This is a genomic window from Clostridium sp. YIM B02500, from assembly GCF_022324665.1.
GTDB lineage: Bacteria > Bacillota > Clostridia > Clostridiales > Clostridiaceae > Clostridium > Clostridium beijerinckii.
In genome coordinates this window covers 214,653-233,478 of sequence record NZ_JAKGTE010000002.1, presented here as the reverse complement: position 1 = coordinate 233,478, position 18,826 = coordinate 214,653, and the positions used below count along the sequence as shown (strand labels likewise).

The window sequence follows — 18,826 nt, the reverse complement described above, 5'->3', positions numbered from 1 at the left end:
ATTGCTTTTTCGAAAGTGTATAATATAATTAGAAATTTATAAACAATATTATAAAAAGCGATATCTAACTTATTGTATCGTTTTTATTTTGTTGTGTCAATAATAAAGACATTTGTCATTAGACAAATGTCTTTTGTTTTTTTCTTTATGAATTTATATTTGAGTGAATTCTGCAGACTGATTACTTCTTGAAGGCATAACCTTAGAAAGTATCAGAAATACATAGTCTGCACGGCACTCTGATTTTCTCCATTAAAGTGGCAATTTCATAATAATAGCTGAACCTTCCCCATATACACTTTGCGCTGACAAATGTCCCTTATGTTTAACTACAACAATATCATAACAAATGCTCAAACCTAAGCCAGTTCCTTCGCCAGGTTCTTTTGTCGTGAAGAAAGGATCAAATATTTTATTTATATTTTCTTCTTCAATCCCAGTACCATCATCTCGTATTTCCAAACAAAAATATTCCGCTTCCTTATAAGTCTTGATTTTTATGCTACCTTTTTTATCTTTGATGCCGATATAATAAATTGAATTTTTTATTATATTAAAGATAACTTGTTCAATTTGAAACCTATTACACTTAATATAATCATCATCAATTAAGTCTAGCTCTAAGTCAAATAAATCATCAAGTTTGTATTCTTTAAGTTCCATTTTCAAAATTTTCATAGATTCTTCTATTAATTCACTGAACTTATTCATTTCAAAATTACCGTAAGCATCTTCATTAGAAAATCTAATAATATTTTTTATTATACTACTTATTTTTTCAAGACCTTCATTTGTCTCCGTTATAACTGGTTCAAAGTCTGATAGGATAAATTCTAATTTACCTCTTGAATTCAGTAGCTCTTCAAGTTCTTTTTTATCAGAAAAATACTCCTCATTTTCCTTAATGAAAGTTAAATATCTATCTAAATATTCTTTTAGAGTTTTAGCATAACTTTGAATTGTATATATATTAGAGTTAACATACCCTAAAGGTGTATTAATCTCATGAGCTATTCCCGCTGAAAACCTTCCTATAGTAGATAATTTTTCTCTATTTACTAATTCAATTTGTGTTGTTTTAAGCTTTGCATTTGACTCCTTAAGTTGAGCATTAGCATTTTTTAAATTATTATAAGATTCCATCAAAGCATTTTGATATTCCCTCATCTTTATTGCTGATTTTAATCTCGATGTGAATTCTATAGGCTCAATTGGTTTATTAATGTAGTCATTAGCTCCAAATTCAAAACTTTTTTCCAAGTATTTTTTATCTGTTAGCGATGTAAACATTAAAATAATCACATTCTTATTGTTTCTTCTTATAATCTCTAAAGTTTCTATTCCAGATAATCTAGGCATAACTATGTCTAATAGTATAATATCTATATTCTGAGTATTTACAATTTCAATAGCTTCTTCTCCTGATGCTGCTGTTATAATATTGCATTTAATTTCACTAATTTTAATTACCTCTCTTGCCGTCATTATGTTAAATTTTGTATCATCAACAATTAAAATATTCATAATTCCCAACCCCTAATCTGCAATTTTTAGACCTGTATTAATATTTATTAAGAACTTGTCAGGAACTATAGTAATCTTGCCTCCAAATATTTTGCTTAAACCATCTAGGAAATTTAATATAAGCTTAGCTTCTGGCTTAGTAATAGTCTTTAAAAAATTATTTTTGTTTCTAATGAAAAAATTAATATTTAAAGTTGTGTTATGCATAAAATTTAATAATAGTTCTTCTTCTTTTGAATCCCAAGTAATAACCTCTAAAACATTATTAAATATTAACTCAAACACTCGCTTGTTGCCTAAATAATTAATTTTAGCTGTATTATTATTATCATAAATTATAGGTAAATTTCTGCTTTTTAACTCATCAAATCTAGGCTGTAGTGAAGTTAAATTAAAAGTTTCAGAAATACTTGGAACAGTCTCTAAATATTGAAAATATACTTTATCTATTAATTCACTAATGTACTTTTGCCTAGAGCATTCATTATTTGAGCCATCATACATACTATTTTTTAAATCAAATATTATTTTTGAAACCACTTTAATATAATTAATATCCTTCTGGCTATTTTTCACTAAATTATTGTTGCTATCCAGGATCTTCTTATATAACTTATTTTTTTCTTCTATTTGAACGTTAAATATCTCATTTTCTTTTACTAATTTATAATATTTTAAAGCTTCATGAATAGCTGGAAGAAATTCCTCTTCATTATTCCATGGCTTTGTAATATATTTAAAAACACCTACTTTATTTACTGTAACTATTACCTGTGATATTTGAGCATATCCTGAAAGTACTATTCTAACTGTGTTCGGAGATATTTCTTTTACTTTTTCTAAAAGCTCTAAGCCATTCATCTTAGGCATTCTCATATCTGTAACTATTACAGCAATCTCATTTTCCTGAAACTGTTCTAAGGCTTTTTCTCCACTACCTGCAAAAAGCGACTTAAAATCTTCTTGAATAGTTATTCTATTTATTGAATTTAATATATTAGTTTCATCATCCACAAAAAGTACATTAAATCTATCCATACTAATTCTTCCTTTCCACTAAGTTTTTTACTATCTGTTCACATCTTTCTTCAGATATTCCGTAATTGTCGAAAACCTCTAAATAAAGCTTTGGTTTATAATTTGGATTTATAATCTGCCAAGAATAATAATCTGCAATGTAGATCATTGATACGAGCTCTCTATTTGCATCACTGCTTGACATAGGATTATGATGATATAACGCACTTTCTACTATTGCATAAGGTATATCCCACCATTGTAATAGATATCCACCTAATTCTTCATGGTCTATTTTGAATTTTTCTTTCTCTAAAGTACTTATCTCACCTAAAGATTTGTCAGCTGCTAATTTATAAATGTCATCATACTCCCTATCATATATCTTAAAGAAAGCTACTTTTCCTATATCATGAAGTAGACCTGCCGTACCGTAATAATCAGGAATCTTTTTACCTAAAGCTTTATTATATAGTTCTATTAGTATCTTATTAGTTAAGTTAGAGTGCTCCCATATTTCATTTTTATTATAAAAATCATTTCCTGATTTAAAAACTTCCGCAGTTGCCATAATTGCCTTTAAATTTACCAGTCCAAGGCTTAATACTGCTGTCTTTATTGAAGCTGTCTTAATCCCATAAAAAGCTGAATTTATAATTCTTAGGACTTCAGAACTTAAAGTTATATCTGCTTCAATTAATCTTACTATCCTATCTATATTGTGATCATCATGTTCAACAACGTCGCTTATTTCTTGCAGTACAGAAGGAATTGTCGGAAGCTTGCCCATTTCCTTTATATGGTTTAAGGATATATTATTATGTAATAATTCCTCAGTCTTAAAAACCTCATCAATAGCCCTTCTAAAGTCATCCTTTTTCCAAGGCTTAGTTATAAATAGCTTTGCTAAATTATTATAGATAGATTTAAAAACAGTTTTTTCATCTGTAAAGCCACTTAATATTAATCTTGTTACCTCTGGGTATAATAATTTAACTCTTTTTAATAATTCATACCCATCCATTTCAGGCATTCTCATATCACTTACTATAAGATCAATATGGTTTTTTTCAAGAATATCTAAAGCTTCTCTTCCACCATTTGCTATATATACGTCATAAGGACTGTCAAAAAATTCTCTTCTGATTGAATTCAAAATAGCTTTTTCATCATCTACAAATAAAATAGACTTACTCATTTTGGGTCACCTCTCCCTGTTCTTCATGTCTAATAGGAAGTTTTATAGTAATCTTTGTACCTTCTCCTAAAACACTGTCAACAATCAACTCTCCCTTATGAGTATTTTTTATAATATCATAAGCAATACTTAAACCAAGTCCAGTCCCCTTACCTATAGGCTTTGTTGTAAAAAATGGTTCAAATATTTTATCTAAATTTTCCTTAGGTATGCCTGTACCATTATCTTCTATAACACAACTTACAAATAAATCATCACTGAAAGTATAAATTTTTAATAATCCAAAGTAGTCTATATCCGCCTTCTCTTGTTTTTCCTTTATAGCATGGGAAGAATTAATAATAAGATTTAATATAACTTGGTTTATTTCGCTAGGGATCGCCTCAACTTGAGGTATTTCATCTAGCTCAATTTCAATATTAGAGTTATATTTAATTTCATTTTTAGCTATAACCAAAGTATTTGTTATTCCATAGTTTAAATCATATTGTTCAAAATTCTTTTCTACAGATGAATGAGCAAAATTTCTCATTGCAGCTATTATCTTTTGAACTCTTTCAATTCCACCTTCAGTGTCCTTTAATAATTCGTCAATGTCATCCATTATAAAATCTAAATTATATTTTCTTTCTAAACTCTCAACATTTGCCACTTCATCCTTAACCAAGCACATTCCTTCTTCCGAATTAGCCAGTAAACTTTTATATAGCAATATTATCTCATTAAGCTTTTCAACATATTTTTTTAAAGTTCCAAAATTACTTATAATAAAACCTAATGGATTATTAATTTCATGAGCTATTCCAGCAGATAGATGACCTAAGTTTGCCAATTTATCTTCTTCAATCATCATAAATTGAGCATTTTCTAAGTTCTTAATACTCTTTTGCAATTCTTCATCTTTAAGTTTCAATTGACTTAGGAGGTTTACCTTTTCTTCAATATTTTCTGAAATAACAAGATATTTCTTAACATTTGAATTTTCCTCAAAAATTTGACATATAGATATCTTTAGACAAAATACAGAATTTTCTTTATTTTTAGCATAAATTTCACCATTCCAGTTTTCAAATAGAAATAGATCGCTTATTTGACTTATCTTACTATCTTCTGCATAACTACTTTCAAAATAAAATAAATCATTAATATTCATATTTTTAAGCTCTTCCTCAGAATAATTCCACATTTTTTCTGTTGATGCATTAAAGAATTCTAACTTTCCATTAGAATCGGTGATTAGTAAGGACTGCTTGATATTTTTGATTATAGTCTCAAATAAATATTTCATTTCCATAAAAACTCAACCCCATTTTTAAATATTCTTTTATATTATTATAATTTCTACATCAAATACCAAAATCCTTCAACTTTACATTTATTTATAACTTATTACACGACAAATTATATTCTATCTTTAAAATTCCATTTATTTTTTCTATTTATTGTTAATTAGAAGTAAACTAAACCTAAAAACTTATACAAAATAAATAAAGCTAAGACTTTCTAAATACAAGAAAGCCTCAGCTTAACTAATTTTTCATTACATTTTTTTTGTACCCCTAATCTGAGGTCATATACATTTTTCAAATCACAATAAACAATCATTTGAAATTGGATTACTTAAATTTATTAGTGTACAGTTGTTTAACTTGACACTTATCTTAATGATTTAGAGGTACGCAGAAATATGTTATATTTGAAATATCCCAAGCATAGAGCCAAAATTTTTGATTGTGTGAGAATCACTTAATCAGCAAACGAACATGAGTCAATTTTCTGCTAGAGCTTGTTCCATTTAGTACTTATCACACTAAAAGTGGCAACATGCAGTTATGGGAGGCAATCCTTAATTTAGAGCTTTCCAGCGAAAATTTTTCCTGCAATTCCTAATGCGCTGCAAGCTTTAGGAAAACCTACATATGCTGCACATTGCAAAATAATTTCTAAGATCTCTTCTTGTTTTAATCCAGCTTTAAGAGCACCTTTTATATGGAAGTCTAATTGTTCAAATGCACCTTGTGTTATAAGAGCAGTTATAGTTACAATTTCTCGTGTTTTTAAATCCAAATTTGGTCTTGCATATATTTGACCAAATCCAAAAGAAATCATTTTATCCAAAAAGTCTGGAAATATCTCTCCCACAGAATTTATCATCTGTTCACCATTTTCATCTGTCATTTGTTTTAACATATTGATTCCGTTTTCATAATCTTTATTCATTTTACTATCCCCTTTTCATAGTTGGTGGTATTTCATTTGGATCAACCATAACTTCTATTAGAATTGCTTCCTTATGTAAATTTGAAATTTCTAACGCTTCTTTTAATTCAAGTTCATTACAACATCTATATGAGTTTACCCCAAGTGACTCACCAAATTTTTTACCATTCAATGGCACATTATAATTGGTTCCTACTGTCTTTCCAAAAAACTTTATCATAGCTTTTTCTGGCATATCTAATCTTCCATTATTTATTACTATAAAGGTAACTGGAATATTATAATTTGCTGCTGTTGAAATTTCAGCTCCCTGCATAAAGGTACATCCATCACCAGTTATGCAAACAATTCTAGAATTATAGTTTGCTAGTTGTGCTCCAATTGAGTAACCTATGGCATGTCCCATAGCTCCAAATACGTCATCAAAAAAGAATGTACCTGGTTTTCTGATATTAAAATATCTTATTGCATAAAAAGAATGACTACCATCATCGCCAAAAACGACAGCATCATCTGGTAATACTTTTCTTATTATTTCCATAGCATGAGCAGATGAAAGATACTTATTGTTTTCTTTAATATTATTTTTAAATTCATAAATCTCTTCTAATAAAGTATATTCTTTTCTTCTCTTATCTTTAGCTTTATCTAATACTAGATGTAGATTAGCTTTGATATCGCCAATAATAGGTAGAGTTTTAACTGGTAATGCTTTTTCTATGAATGTATTATCATAATCTAAATGAACTACTTCTTTAGGATAATTGTCTGGTGATATTCCTACTAAAGACATATCAGATAGTTTACTTCCTATGATTATCATTAAGTCTGTATCATTCTTAATATATTCACTTGATTTATCTGTACCGCCTAAGCCTAATGCGCCAAGTGATAAAGGATGGTTCTCAGAAAATGTTCCTTTTCCTCCTGGAGTCGTCATAACTGGTATGTCCCAAATTTCAGCTATGTTTTTAACTTCTTCGTAAGCTAGACTTGAATGTACTCCTTTGCCTGCCAATATAACAGGTTTTCTAGCATTATTTAGTTTACTAACAAATTCATCTAATCTCGAGGATATTAGTTTATCCATATTGTTAGGTAAATCAAGTTCAAATTCATCTATTTCTTCATCAAGTATGTCAAGAGGTATTGATAAATGAACTGGCCCTTTGGCACCTGAATAAGCTTTTTCTAATGCATGTTTTAATAATATTTGAAACTGATCAGCTCTTTCGACTCTAGCACTAAATTTAGCAACTGATTCAAACATCCTAACTAAATCTGTACCAAAAATTGTTGAATCTTGTCCTATAGCTTTTCCAACATTATGCATAGATTGCTGCCCAGTAATAAATAGTACTGGTACATGGTAAGCTTTAGCCTGTCCTGCAGCAGTTAGAGCATTTGTACCACCTGGACCAGAAGTTACAAGAGCAACCCCCAATTTCTTGTTAATTAACGAGTAACCTGCTGCTGCGTAACCAGCGCCACTTTCATGTTTACTTAAAATAAAATTAATATCTTGTCTATCCAATTCCATAATCAAAGAAGCAAGAGGTCTTCCTGGTACTCCAAAAACATTATTAATCCCCCATTTTCTAAAATTGGATACTAAAATAGATGCTATGTTTCTCATATGTATCTCTCCTTTTATAATTAATATTAATATTAATATTAATATTCTAAAAAGTAATTTTGGAATATTAATCATCTTATCTGATGCCCAGCTACACTAACACTTATATGCTTCCTGAATCAAGTTTTACCTTATTCCAAACTAATTGCTGCATAAAATCCCATACGCACAGCTGTACCAACGTTCCCAACTTTTTCACAATCGCCTATAAACCTAGTTTTTGTATAATATTTTGCTTTTATTGCCTCTGCCAGTTTATTGTTCATTACCATGCCCAAGGCATTAATCATACTATCAGCTTTTATAAATTCAGATGAACCATCATGTGTTTCTATATAAACGCCGTTACTATCAATTGATGTAACTTTGCTATTTGTATGAATTTTCACTCCAGATTTATAAAGCATAGGTATTAATGATGCTGCATTAACAAACAAAGCATCCTTTGCAACTGAATCTGACATTTCAATAATCGTAACTTTCTTACCATATTCAGTAGCTAGTTCCAAAGCACTATCACAGCCTGATAAGCCGCCCCCACATATAACAATATTTTCACCTTTTAATAATTCTTTATTTTTATGTACCTCAATTAAATTAATAATATTTAAACCGTCGATACCATGAATTTGAGGATTAGCTGGAACTGCACCTGTTCCTACGATGATTTTATCGCACTTTGCTAATATCTCATCAGCAGCAGAAACTTCTGTGTCTAGTTGAATTTTAACATTCAATTTCTTAAGCTGAACACCATACCAATCTATTAATCTGCATAACTTATTCTTAAAAGCAGGTGTCGAAACTGCTGCAATCTGTCCTCCAATTACTTTTTCTTTCTCAAATAGAGTAACCTTATGTCCCTCAATTGCAGCAACACGTGCTGCCTCCAACCCTGCTGGCCCCGCTCCTATAACTACGACGTTTTGTGGAATTTTAGTATGCTTAATATTAAAACGCTTTTCATTACAAGCTTGCGGATTTACAGAACAACTTAACTTAGTAAATCTAGCTGCAATGCGTCCTATACATCCCTCATTACAGCGAATGCATGGTCTTATATCTTCACGATTACCACACATAAGCTTATTGGGCAGTTCTGGATCTGCTATTAGAGGACGTCCAAACATGACAAGATCAGCATTTCCAGATTCTATTAACCTAACTGCTGTTTCGGGCGTATGATTTCCTGAATTAAGTATTGGAAGATTAACAGCTTTGCGTGTAGGCTCACATAAATATTCCATACATGCATCTCCCAAATATGAAGGTGGAAAAACATATTCAATTGCTTCAGACGATCCTGCATCTATATCTATTGCATCAACTCCTGCCTCTTCTAGTAGTTTAACAAGATGCATACTGTCTTCTATAGTACGCCCACCTTCAAAGCGATGATCAAGTGACATACGAAATAATATTGGCATATCTGGTCCAACAGCATTTCTTATTGAACTAACAATCTCAATAGGAAAGCGAGCTCGTTTTTCATTTGTTCCACCATACTCATCCTCACGTTTATTCCATATTGGAGACATAAATTGATCTATTAAATCGCCAGCATGTCCATGTATCTCAATAGCGTCAAAACCTGCATTTTTGACATTTTTGGCAGAACATGCAAATTTTTTAATAATTTTTTTTATATCGTAATGACTCATAGGCCTACAATTAACTTTTCTATTATATGCTGCTGGTATAGGTGATGCTGACATCGGTGGCTCTCCATATTCGTTTGGAAGTGCATCACGTCCTGTACCACAACATAATTGGGCAGCTATTCTTGCCCCGTATCTTTGCACAGTTTCACAAAGAGTAGTAAGTTTTGGTATTACATACGTATGCTCTAATATACCTGAAAGAGGACCTTGTGCTATATCATGTGAGATAAACTGAGCGCCCATAATTATAAGTCCAGCTCCGCCTCTTGCACGTTCTTCATAATAATCAATTTCATCATTTGAAATAGTACCATCACTATTGGATGCATTAATTCCTATAGGCGAAAAAACTATTCTATTTTTAACCTCCATGCTTCCAATTTTAAATGGTGTAAATAACTTCTTATAGTCCATAATAACTCTGTCATTCCCTTCTGGATACCTATCACAATCTATATAGATACATTAAATAAATAACTCACTACTTAAATAGCTTAGTTTATAAAATTTTTTCATATATTACTTTTATAAATATCACTTTAAAAATAAATATCAGAAAATTCAACATTAATGGCATTTACTAATCCATTATCTGAAGATATAAATGCTCTATTTTTCTCCTCAAATGTAACTTCTTTAATAGGTAGGGTTATTGTGAATTTACTGCCAATTCCTAATTCACTTTCTACCTCAATGCTTCCTTCTAATATTTCTACCAGCATCTTTACTAATGCTAAACCAATCCCACTACCTTCTGCCTGTCTTGAAAGATTATTATCAACTTGTCCAAATCGTTCAAAAATCACTTCACGCTTATCTTCTGGAATCCCTACCCCAGTATCAATCACAGCAATTGACACTGTTTTATTCTTCATATTTTCTGTAATTTCAACTGTTATATTTCCACCTTCTGGTGTGAATTTTATAGCATTTGATAAAAGATTCAAAATTATGCGTTCATATTTTTCATCATCTATTGAAGTATTTATACTATATGTGTTAGTCTTAAATCCAAACGTGATTTTCTTTTGCTCCGCATATATTTTTATAGACTCTGTAATTAATTGTGTTATAAATACAATATCTATATTTTGGGGGGTTAATTTAAATTGATCTGCTTTTAACTTAGTAATATCCAATAAATTATTTACAAGCCTCAACTGCCTGAAAGCATTTCGCTTTATGCTTCCTATTAAGTTTTTGACTGATTGAGGAATCTGATTAATATATACCTGTTCAATCAATTGAATAGCTGAATAAATTACATTTATTGGTGTTTTGAATTCATGAGTAATAAGGGTTATAAATTCATCCTTCATCACAAGGTCTTTTTCTAAAAGCTCCCTTTGCTTTTTTTCGGATTCATATAATAGTTCTTTTTGCTTATTAATCTTACGATTTTGTTTTCTAAGCAATAGCTCTCGTTCTATGGCATCAACTACAGTAGTTAATGTCATTAGGAAAAATGGATTATGGAGTATAACAGCAGTCATTATACATATAGTTCCAAGCAAATTGTCATCATCTGAATAGTGAAATGGTACTCCATAACATGCGCTCTTCTGTAAAGAATTATGATAATGATCCTTTCCTATTATCTGTATTGGATGATTTTGTTTAAGAGTCAAACTAACAACATTTGTTCCCATATCTTCCTCACGAAATTGAATACCTGGCTTAACTCCAAATTCAAACATTGTTTCGCCTATAGCTTCGTCCCCAAGAATTTCTAATAAATACCCATTCTCATCAGTAATAGTAACTAATATAGGCGTACCTTCTAAAGATTTAATCATTTTATTGCCAAAAAATTTAACAACATCTAAAACTTCTTTATATATATCTTTCTTTTTAGCTAATTCTAATTCTGATATAGCATTAGGAGACACTCTAGGTTTGTTGGGATCTAATCCTAATTTTCTACACTTCTTTTTTGATTCTATAATATAATCAGCTTCTTGTTCATCTATATCTTGCAACGTATATTGCCTCCTCAAAAGAAATCTTTAGTAATTTATGTATATCAATTCACTTTTTTACATAATTTACCCAACTATTATATCACTAAGTTTCTATTATCGGAATATTTATTCTAATTAATTTCATAATTTACAATAAATTCATATATATATTATATTTTGCATTCATAAAGTCACAAAAAAATATAAGGATGCAACCAATGTTGCTCAAAATAATTCAAATTAGCAAAAACAATTTTCCAACCATTTTTATTATTCTCTTATTTCATAACAATTGTCTTTTAGAAAATCTTTTAATGCATCTTAACTCTATGCCTAATATAAATTGTTACATTGTTAACTTCCTTTGTTTTTAAATTCTTAACTTTTTTCCTTTTTAAATTGTAAAAAAGTTTTATTTAAACCAATGTTCATTCAAAAAAATATTTAATGGAAACTTACTTTTAAGCGCTTCGATCTATCATATAAAAAATATTACTATTATTTAACTTAATCCCTCAATCACAAATAAAATAAGCGTAAATGCTAATCAATTTCTTAATTAATGCTTGAATATATTGATTTTGTATAATCGTAAAACGAATATTATGTAAATTAATTGATTGTTTTCCATTATAGGGATATAATTAATTGTACGGTAAAAAGACAAACTTAGTCGAATTTAAATATTACTATCTAAGTTTCATATACCAAAAGAACCACAAATAAAGCTAATACCATACTGTTCTTGGCTAAGTTCGAGAACCAAATATAGTAAAGGAAGTTAAGTCGCTTAAGCAACTTAACTAAGTTCGAGAAACCAAATGTAAAATTTGGACTCTCACTTATTACTTATTACTTATTAAGTATTTAGTTAGGGGGAAAATTATCAATGATAAACAAAAAAATTAGTAAATTATTAGGACCAGTTCTCGGAATTATGGGATTTATGTTAACCATGGGTGCATTAGAAATGCCAGCTTTAGCAGATGATAATGTACAAGCAATTTCTTCTTACACAAGTAGTACAACTTCAGCTGCTGCAACTTATAAAGATTATTCAGTTGATATAAATAAGAGCGTTACTCAAAATGGATTAAAAGTAACATTAGAAAAGGCAACGGTAACAAAGCATAAATTAAATGCAGTAATTAAAGTAGAAAGCACACAACCTTTTGATAAAACTAAAAATGATAATTCGATAATTCAATTACTTTATGGTGAAACTCAACGAGGCAGCGAAAGCATGTCAACAGATTTTATAGATGATCAAACTCTATTAATTACTATAGATCAAGATACTCATGACGAAGAATTCCCTAAAAGTGGTAACATAAGGCTAGATGTAGTATTTCCTAATTATAAAGTTAACATAGGAATGGATGCAAACGTAGATTTTTCAGGATCTTTTAATAACATAATTGAAAAAGATTTATCAACAAAAATTTCTGGTTCTGACGGGACCTTAAATAAATTAGAATCTGATGTTTTAGGAACAACAGTTACTTATAGTGAACCTCAAAAAGACCATGATGATAGGTATATGGATTCTTCAATGATCTTAAAGGTTGGCGATAAAATGTATAAGTTAAGATCCTCTGGAAGTTCTTCAGAGGATAAAGTAATAAAAGGAAGATATGAATCAAAGACAGCTACTTATGATATTCTTAAAGACCAAAAAGATATAAGCCTAATACCTTTAACTTGTAATATAACTTGGGACGAATTTAGAAAAACACATGAAAATGTTAATAAAAAAGAGGATACAAATAAAGAAACAACTAATAATGTAACCTATTCAAAATCTTTCGATTTCTCTGATGGAAGTAAAGGAGAAATATATAATATTGAAAGAAATGATAATACTGTAAAAGTATATTGTAAGGGAAGTTCAGAAAAGGCAAGTTTATTAATGGCAAGTAGCATGAGTATGTATTATAATTTTACAGAAGGTCAAGTTTATTACTCTAATTATGATAGCGATAAACATATGAGTTTTTATAAAGATCCAAATGTTGCTCTTGGATATATCGTAGAGTTTAATGATGTAGAAAAAGATAAATCATTAGATATAATTTCCAGAGATAATATAGAACAAATAGATAGATATAATCTAGGAAGTGAAATACAAATTTCTAAAAAAACTATAGATTGTATATTTCTATAGTTTTTTTATTAAACACCCATTAATCTTAAAACTGAATTTATGATAGTAAAAATTTCATTTTATTTAGAATAATAGAGTAGCTTTTATGCTACTCTATTATTCTATTTTTATAAAAGTATTCTTATAGCTTAATTTGCTCCTTCGTTGCCTTTCCTCAATATTAATTTTAACGTTTAATCTTCATCATTAATTTCTATTTGCTCCTTTGCCCAATCACTGAGACCTTTTAATGAAGGAATCAATTTCTTACTATTCTCCGTTAATGAATATTCCACACGAGGAGGCATTTCTAGGTATTGTATACGTTTTACTATTTTATACTGTTCTAATTCCTGCAAGCAGTTACTTAGTGACATATTAGTAATTCCATTTAGTTCTCTTTTTAATTCATTAAAACGTACTACTTCTTTTTTGGTTAATATACATAGTATAGTCAATTTCCATTTACCACCAATTACTTTAAGTAAATATTGTAGATGAGTATTTATGGACTTATCCTTTCTTTCATCGTTCATAATAAATAATCTCCTTAGTAAAATTAAATATACCTAGTCAAAAAAAGTTGAGTACTAGTATATTTTTGATTTAGTAATATAATTATATCATAATATAAATTTTATTTTAAATGAAAAGGAGCAAAACATTTATGAAAATTATCGCTATTAACGGGAGTCCACGTAAGAACTGGAATACAGCAACATTGTTAAATAAGTCTCTTGAGGGTGCAGCGTCAAAGGGTGCAGAAACTGAACTTATAAACCTATATGATTTAAAATATAGTGGGTGTATAAGCTGTTTTGCATGTAAAAGAAAAAATGTTGAGCATGGTAAATGTGCACTAAAAGATGATTTAACCCCTATTCTTGAAAAATTAAAAACAGCAGATGCAGTTATTTTGGGTTCTCCGATTTATTACATGAATATTACAGCTGGAATGACCGCACTTTTAGAGCGTTTCTTATTTTCTAATAGCATATATAGCGATGAAATACCAACTGTTTATCCTAAGAAAATACCTGTAGGATTTATTTACACTATGAATGCTACAGAAGAACAAATTGATCAATTTGGAGTTAAGCAAAGTTTTACTTTACGTGAAAATATGATTGCAAGAACTACAGGAAATCCACTAGAATCATTATATAGTTATAATACTTATCAATTCACTGATTATGATAAATATGAGGCTTCTAAATTCTCTGAAAAAGAAAAAGCAAAACATAAAGCTGAACAATTTCCTGTTGATTGTCAAAAAGCCTTTGACATGGGAGTAACGCTTGTCACAAATGCATAATGAAGCAGTAGCTAATCAAGCTACTGCTCTATTCTCCGTTTCACTGTTCTCTTTAACATTGAAACGTATAATCCAATTGCATATCATAAAAAACTGCTTTATCTATATGAATTATTCTGCATGCTTATACAAAATCACACTTTCAATATAATTTATATACCTTCTTAATTCATTTGATTCTTCTCTAGTAATTTCTCCTGATTCATACATATTACGAACTGCTGAACGCTCTATATCCATGGCTTTAATTCTTAGTTCTTCCTTTTGTTTTATGCTTTCCTCATTATATTTAACCACGTTTCCTTTGAATCTATTAATCATGGTTCTATAATATAAAATTACGTCTTGTGCAGCGTTTGATCCTTCATGACTTCTTAGATATTCCTCTAAGGCTTCAATTGCAGCTTGAAAGGATTTTAATTGAATATCTTTTACTAATTTCAAATTATCTAGCTTGATTTCTTTCCTCTTTTTGAACTTTTTGTAAAAAATCTTTGTTGCTCTCATTAATTTCCTTACAAGAAACATAGTATCTTGACTAGGATTTCTTAGAAAGACTTCTTCTCTATAATCTAAAGATTTATCAAGTGCTTTAAATACTTGTTCATCAATCTCACTTTTACCCATTAATTCATTAATATATTTTCGTTCTGCCTTTAACGCTATTAATTGTATTTCAACCATTTCTTGTTGATTAAAATTTCTCTCGACTGCGTTTGAAGTTTGCTCAAATCTAAGATTTTGAGATATATGTTTATATTCATGAATTAATTCATAAGCTACTGCTTCATTTTTATCATTTATTTCTGACTCAATAGCTTTAATACCGGCTGATAAGAGTCTGTTTTTTGCATCAATTAAGTTTTTATCAATAATCTTTTCGTCTTCGTTCAACTCATCTTTACATAAAAATGGCAAGAACACTGTTGCACATATTAATGTAAATAATATTACACCAGCAGTTAAAAAAAGTATAAGTGAGCGTTCTGGAAATGCATCTCCATTATCCAAGAAAAAAGGTATTGATAGAACTCCCGCCATTGTAACCGTACCTCTAACACCTGTTAAACTAGTTAATAACGCTATCTTTACATTAGGTACTTCTATATCTTTATTTTTGCTTAAACGATATTCATAAAAAGCTGAAATATAAGACCAGACAAAACGAATTGCCAAAATAACAAACCCAATTGCAATAACATATCCAATAGCCTTTAAATTCCCTATATTGGGATCAGCTATTGTTTCACTCATTGATAAAGGAATATTTAATCCTAATAATAAGAATACAATTCCATTTAACACAAATAAAATAATGGACCATATATTTTCTGTAAGTACCTGCTCTTCCGCTATGCTAGTTTCAAATCTTCTGCTAATAAGTGAATTAACAATACCTGCAACCACTACAGCAATTACTCCTGATGCGTGTAAAAGTTCTTCAGTGATTATAAATATTACAAATGGAGCTAATATCTGCAGAAGGGAGTGAAAGACAACATCATTTATTCCCTCTTTACGTAAATTAAATCTTATTAATGTCAAAATCAAGGCAAAAATCAACCCTAAGGCTGCCCCCGCTAAAAATAAATACGAAAAATTTAAAATTGCGTCTTTTAATGAGAAATAGCCTGTTACTACAGCAGCTATAGCATAATTAAAGGCTACTATACCTGATGCATCATTAATCAAAGATTCTCCTTTAACAAGATTTAGCACTTTTTCAGGTATATGAATTCTCTTTGCTATACCATTTACAGCCACTGGATCAGTTGGTGATAAAATAGCTGCTAATGCAAAGGCAGCTGCAAGAGGAATTCCTGGTATCATCCAATGAATGAAATATCCTCCACCTATAGTTGTTAATAAAACTAATATTAAAGAATTTCCAAATATTGAACGCCTCATTTTCCATAACTCTTCTCTTGGAAAGTATTTTCCATCATTATATAAAATCGGTGCTACGAATAAGAGAAAAAACCATTCTTCTTCTAATTCAAAAGAAGTGTGTTTAAATGCAAATGCAATAATTACACCAAAAACAATTTGTGTCAAAGCTGTAGGTATAGATGGAACATAGTGACTAATAATATTTGAAATTAATAAACATCCCATCAACAATAATATCGTCATTAGTAAATCCACTTCATATCCCCTCCTCTGGTCTATTTTAACTTATATGTTATTACTATTATACATGATAAAATTGCTCAACAATAACATTTTTTTATAAATTAGTATTTTAGGTATGTAATCATATTTCTAGTTTGCCCTATAAATATAAAAAAACTTACTAGCTTTTTAGAAGCTAATAAGTTCTATTTTATCGAAGAAATTTAATATAAACTATTAGAATGCTTTTACTGATTTTAACACTTATTCTTTGCTAAATAGTAAAGAGTCCTTACACCAACTCCTGTACCGCCTTTAGAACAATAGCTACTTTCCTTTTCAGTCCATGCAGTACCTGCAATATCTAAATGTAACCAAGGCTTATTTTGTACAAATTCACCTATAAATAATCCAGCAGTAATAGTACCTGCATGCCTGCCTCCAGTATTTTTTAAATCTGCTATATCGGACTTAATAAGTTTTTTATAATCATCAAAGTTAGGTAATCTCCAAATTTTTTCATCAGCTTTGAGTGATGCGCTTTCTAACTCTTTATAAAACTCATCGTTATTAGATACTACAGCTGTTGTAGTAACTCCAAGTGCAACTAATGCAGCTCCTGTTAATGTAGCTAAATCTATAACCTTATTAGCTTTTTCCTTTTCAATTATATAATGTACTGCATCTATAAGAGTAAGTCTTCCTTCTGCATCTGTATTTAAAACTTCAATATATTTACCAGCCATAGAACCAATTATATCTCCTGGTTTATATGCTTTGCCAGATATTAAATTTTCACATGCAGCAATTACTCCTACAATATTTATCTTTAGCTTTTTCTTTGCAATAGCACTTATTGCTCCAATAACTGATGCAGCTCCACCCATGTCTGATTTCATTGAATCCATGCTGCTAGTTGGCTTGATAGAATATCCACCTGAATCATAAGTGACTCCCTTTCCAACTAAACCTAATATGTCGTCCTTTTTGCTTTCATCTCCAAAATATCTCATTACAATAAGTCGAGGAGGAAGTTCTGATCCTTTAGCAACTGATAGGAAAGATTCCATTCCAAGTTCATTAATTTTCTTTTCATCGAATACTTCAACTTCAAATCCATATTTGTTTCCGGAACCAATAACCTTTTCTGCAAGAGTTTCTGGATATAATACATTAGCTGGTTCATTAACTAAATCCCTTGCAAATTTAGTTGTTTCAACAAGTATCAAAGCTTCATCTATATATTCATCTATTGAGTTTGGCTTTCCATTTTCATCAGTACAGATACTTACTTCAATTTCCGAATTTTCATTAGCTTCAGTCTTGTATTTGTCAAATCTATATTCTCCAAAACCAATTCCTTCAACCATAGACTTTGTAATATCTTCAACTGATAACTTCTCATTAGATATTATATTTAATGCTATTTTTTTAGCTTTTAATTCAATTGCCTTTTTTATTGCCTTTCCAAAAGAGCCTCTTATAATTTCTGTTGTCAACTCATCCTTGCTTCCAAGTCCAATAAATATTATGTCTTGAACTCCACTTTCAACTACATTGGTAGCCACACATATTTCCCCAGCATTACCTTTAAATTTATTGCTTTCTTTAAAGTGCTTATATATCACTGTAAGCTTTTCATCTTGTAAATCTTTATTTTCACGATAAACAGGAAGCATAACTAAGTCAGCTTCATTAACTTTAATTGTATTAATTTTAAATTCCATACTATTCCCTCCATCTATAAAAGTTAGTTGATATTCGTAATTTTATATTTACTGTTCACTACGTGTACAAACACTAGAAATATTTCATTCCTTTATAGTTTATTATTTCAATCATAAACTTTTTATATGTTATAGATAACACAATCATAAGCTATGAAATATCTTCCAACTAGAAATAGGTAATATACTTTTGTGGAATGTTTCATTGGTAATTTTGATGAATATGATTCTTAATTGAAATTCCAAATCTATGATTTGGTCAATTGAAATCACTCAGTGAACGAAGTGAGTCGAGTTTCCTTTGAACTATTC

At 29.6% G+C, this 18,826-nt stretch carries 13 protein-coding genes; 2 read left to right on the top strand and 11 right to left on the bottom strand.

Going from position 1 to position 18,826, the window contains the following annotated elements; translation table 11 throughout:
* Positions 1-252 precede the first annotated feature (252 nt).
* The 8 genes from L1S46_RS02210 to L1S46_RS02175 all read right to left on the bottom strand — a co-directional run bounded on the left by L1S46_RS02210 (position 253) and on the right by L1S46_RS02175 (position 11,235).
* On the bottom strand, positions 253-1,524 hold the full coding sequence (locus L1S46_RS02210) for a response regulator (RefSeq protein ID WP_238899069.1): 1,272 nt from the start codon (positions 1,522-1,524) through the stop codon (positions 253-255).
* 12 nt (positions 1,525-1,536) lie between these two features.
* On the bottom strand, positions 1,537-2,562 hold the full coding sequence (locus L1S46_RS02205) for a response regulator (protein ID WP_238899068.1): 1,026 nt from the start codon (positions 2,560-2,562) through the stop codon (positions 1,537-1,539).
* A gap of 1 nt (position 2,563) precedes the next feature.
* The gene (locus tag L1S46_RS02200; protein WP_238899067.1) at positions 2,564-3,739 is read right to left on the bottom strand and encodes an HDOD domain-containing protein; all 1,176 of its coding nucleotides are present in this window, start codon (positions 3,737-3,739) and stop codon (positions 2,564-2,566) included.
* Positions 3,732-5,033: an ATP-binding protein gene (locus L1S46_RS02195; protein ID WP_238899066.1), complete on the bottom strand. Its 1,302-nt coding sequence runs from the start codon at positions 5,031-5,033 to the stop codon at positions 3,732-3,734. Before L1S46_RS02195 ends, L1S46_RS02200 begins: the two co-directional genes overlap by 8 nt.
* Positions 5,034-5,590: 557 nt before the next feature.
* Positions 5,591-5,959: a carboxymuconolactone decarboxylase family protein gene (locus tag L1S46_RS02190; protein ID WP_012058935.1), complete on the bottom strand. Its 369-nt coding sequence runs from the start codon at positions 5,957-5,959 to the stop codon at positions 5,591-5,593.
* A 4-nt stretch (positions 5,960-5,963) separates the two neighbouring features.
* Entirely contained in the window at positions 5,964-7,595 is a 1,632-nt protein-coding gene (locus L1S46_RS02185; protein ID WP_238899065.1) for a thiamine pyrophosphate-binding protein, read from the bottom strand.
* A gap of 131 nt (positions 7,596-7,726) precedes the next feature.
* Entirely contained in the window at positions 7,727-9,670 is a 1,944-nt protein-coding gene (locus L1S46_RS02180) for an NAD(P)/FAD-dependent oxidoreductase (protein ID WP_012058937.1), read from the bottom strand.
* Between the two features lie 125 nt (positions 9,671-9,795).
* The gene (locus L1S46_RS02175; protein WP_012058938.1) at positions 9,796-11,235 is read right to left on the bottom strand and encodes an ATP-binding protein; all 1,440 of its coding nucleotides are present in this window, start codon (positions 11,233-11,235) and stop codon (positions 9,796-9,798) included.
* 871 nt (positions 11,236-12,106) lie between these two features.
* Between L1S46_RS02175 and L1S46_RS02170 the strand changes: the two genes are divergently transcribed.
* Positions 12,107-13,381 (top strand): hypothetical protein, encoded by a 1,275-nt coding sequence (locus L1S46_RS02170; protein WP_012058939.1) that lies wholly within the window; start codon positions 12,107-12,109, stop codon positions 13,379-13,381.
* A gap of 173 nt (positions 13,382-13,554) precedes the next feature.
* Here the strand turns inward: L1S46_RS02170 and L1S46_RS02165 are convergent, their stop codons facing one another.
* Positions 13,555-13,896 carry a helix-turn-helix domain-containing protein gene (locus L1S46_RS02165; RefSeq protein ID WP_012058940.1) on the bottom strand — a complete coding sequence of 114 codons (342 nt, stop codon included), beginning with the start codon at positions 13,894-13,896 and terminating at the stop codon, positions 13,555-13,557.
* 131 nt (positions 13,897-14,027) lie between these two features.
* Between L1S46_RS02165 and L1S46_RS02160 the strand changes: the two genes are divergently transcribed.
* Positions 14,028-14,675 (top strand): flavodoxin family protein, encoded by a 648-nt coding sequence (locus L1S46_RS02160; protein ID WP_012058941.1) that lies wholly within the window; start codon positions 14,028-14,030, stop codon positions 14,673-14,675.
* 111 nt (positions 14,676-14,786) lie between these two features.
* Here L1S46_RS02160 and L1S46_RS02155 read toward each other — a convergent pair whose 3' ends face one another.
* Both L1S46_RS02155 and L1S46_RS02150 read right to left on the bottom strand, forming a co-directional pair.
* The gene (locus L1S46_RS02155) at positions 14,787-16,820 is read right to left on the bottom strand and encodes a Na+/H+ antiporter (protein ID WP_012058942.1); all 2,034 of its coding nucleotides are present in this window, start codon (positions 16,818-16,820) and stop codon (positions 14,787-14,789) included.
* Positions 16,821-17,044: 224 nt separating this feature from the next.
* Positions 17,045-18,514 (bottom strand): leucyl aminopeptidase, encoded by a 1,470-nt coding sequence (locus tag L1S46_RS02150; RefSeq protein WP_238899064.1) that lies wholly within the window; start codon positions 18,512-18,514, stop codon positions 17,045-17,047.
* Positions 18,515-18,826: the final 312 nt, after the last annotated feature.

Excerpts from the sequence above, each read along its gene's own strand:
- L1S46_RS02210 (WP_238899069.1), bottom strand. The coding sequence starts at position 1,524 with ATGAATATTTTAATTGTTGATGATACAAAATTTAACATAATGACGGCA.
- L1S46_RS02205 (WP_238899068.1), bottom strand. The coding sequence starts at position 2,562 with ATGGATAGATTTAATGTACTTTTTGTGGATGATGAAACTAATATATTA.
- L1S46_RS02200 (WP_238899067.1), bottom strand. The coding sequence starts at position 3,739 with ATGAGTAAGTCTATTTTATTTGTAGATGATGAAAAAGCTATTTTGAAT.
- L1S46_RS02195 (WP_238899066.1), bottom strand. The coding sequence starts at position 5,033 with ATGGAAATGAAATATTTATTTGAGACTATAATCAAAAATATCAAGCAG.
- L1S46_RS02190 (WP_012058935.1), bottom strand. The coding sequence starts at position 5,959 with ATGAATAAAGATTATGAAAACGGAATCAATATGTTAAAACAAATGACA.
- L1S46_RS02185 (WP_238899065.1), bottom strand. The coding sequence starts at position 7,595 with ATGAGAAACATAGCATCTATTTTAGTATCCAATTTTAGAAAATGGGGG.
- L1S46_RS02180 (WP_012058937.1), bottom strand. The coding sequence starts at position 9,670 with ATGGACTATAAGAAGTTATTTACACCATTTAAAATTGGAAGCATGGAG.
- L1S46_RS02170 (WP_012058939.1), top strand. The coding sequence starts at position 12,107 with ATGATAAACAAAAAAATTAGTAAATTATTAGGACCAGTTCTCGGAATT.
- L1S46_RS02165 (WP_012058940.1), bottom strand. The coding sequence starts at position 13,896 with ATGAACGATGAAAGAAAGGATAAGTCCATAAATACTCATCTACAATAT.
- L1S46_RS02160 (WP_012058941.1), top strand. The coding sequence starts at position 14,028 with ATGAAAATTATCGCTATTAACGGGAGTCCACGTAAGAACTGGAATACA.
- L1S46_RS02150 (WP_238899064.1), bottom strand. The coding sequence starts at position 18,514 with ATGGAATTTAAAATTAATACAATTAAAGTTAATGAAGCTGACTTAGTT.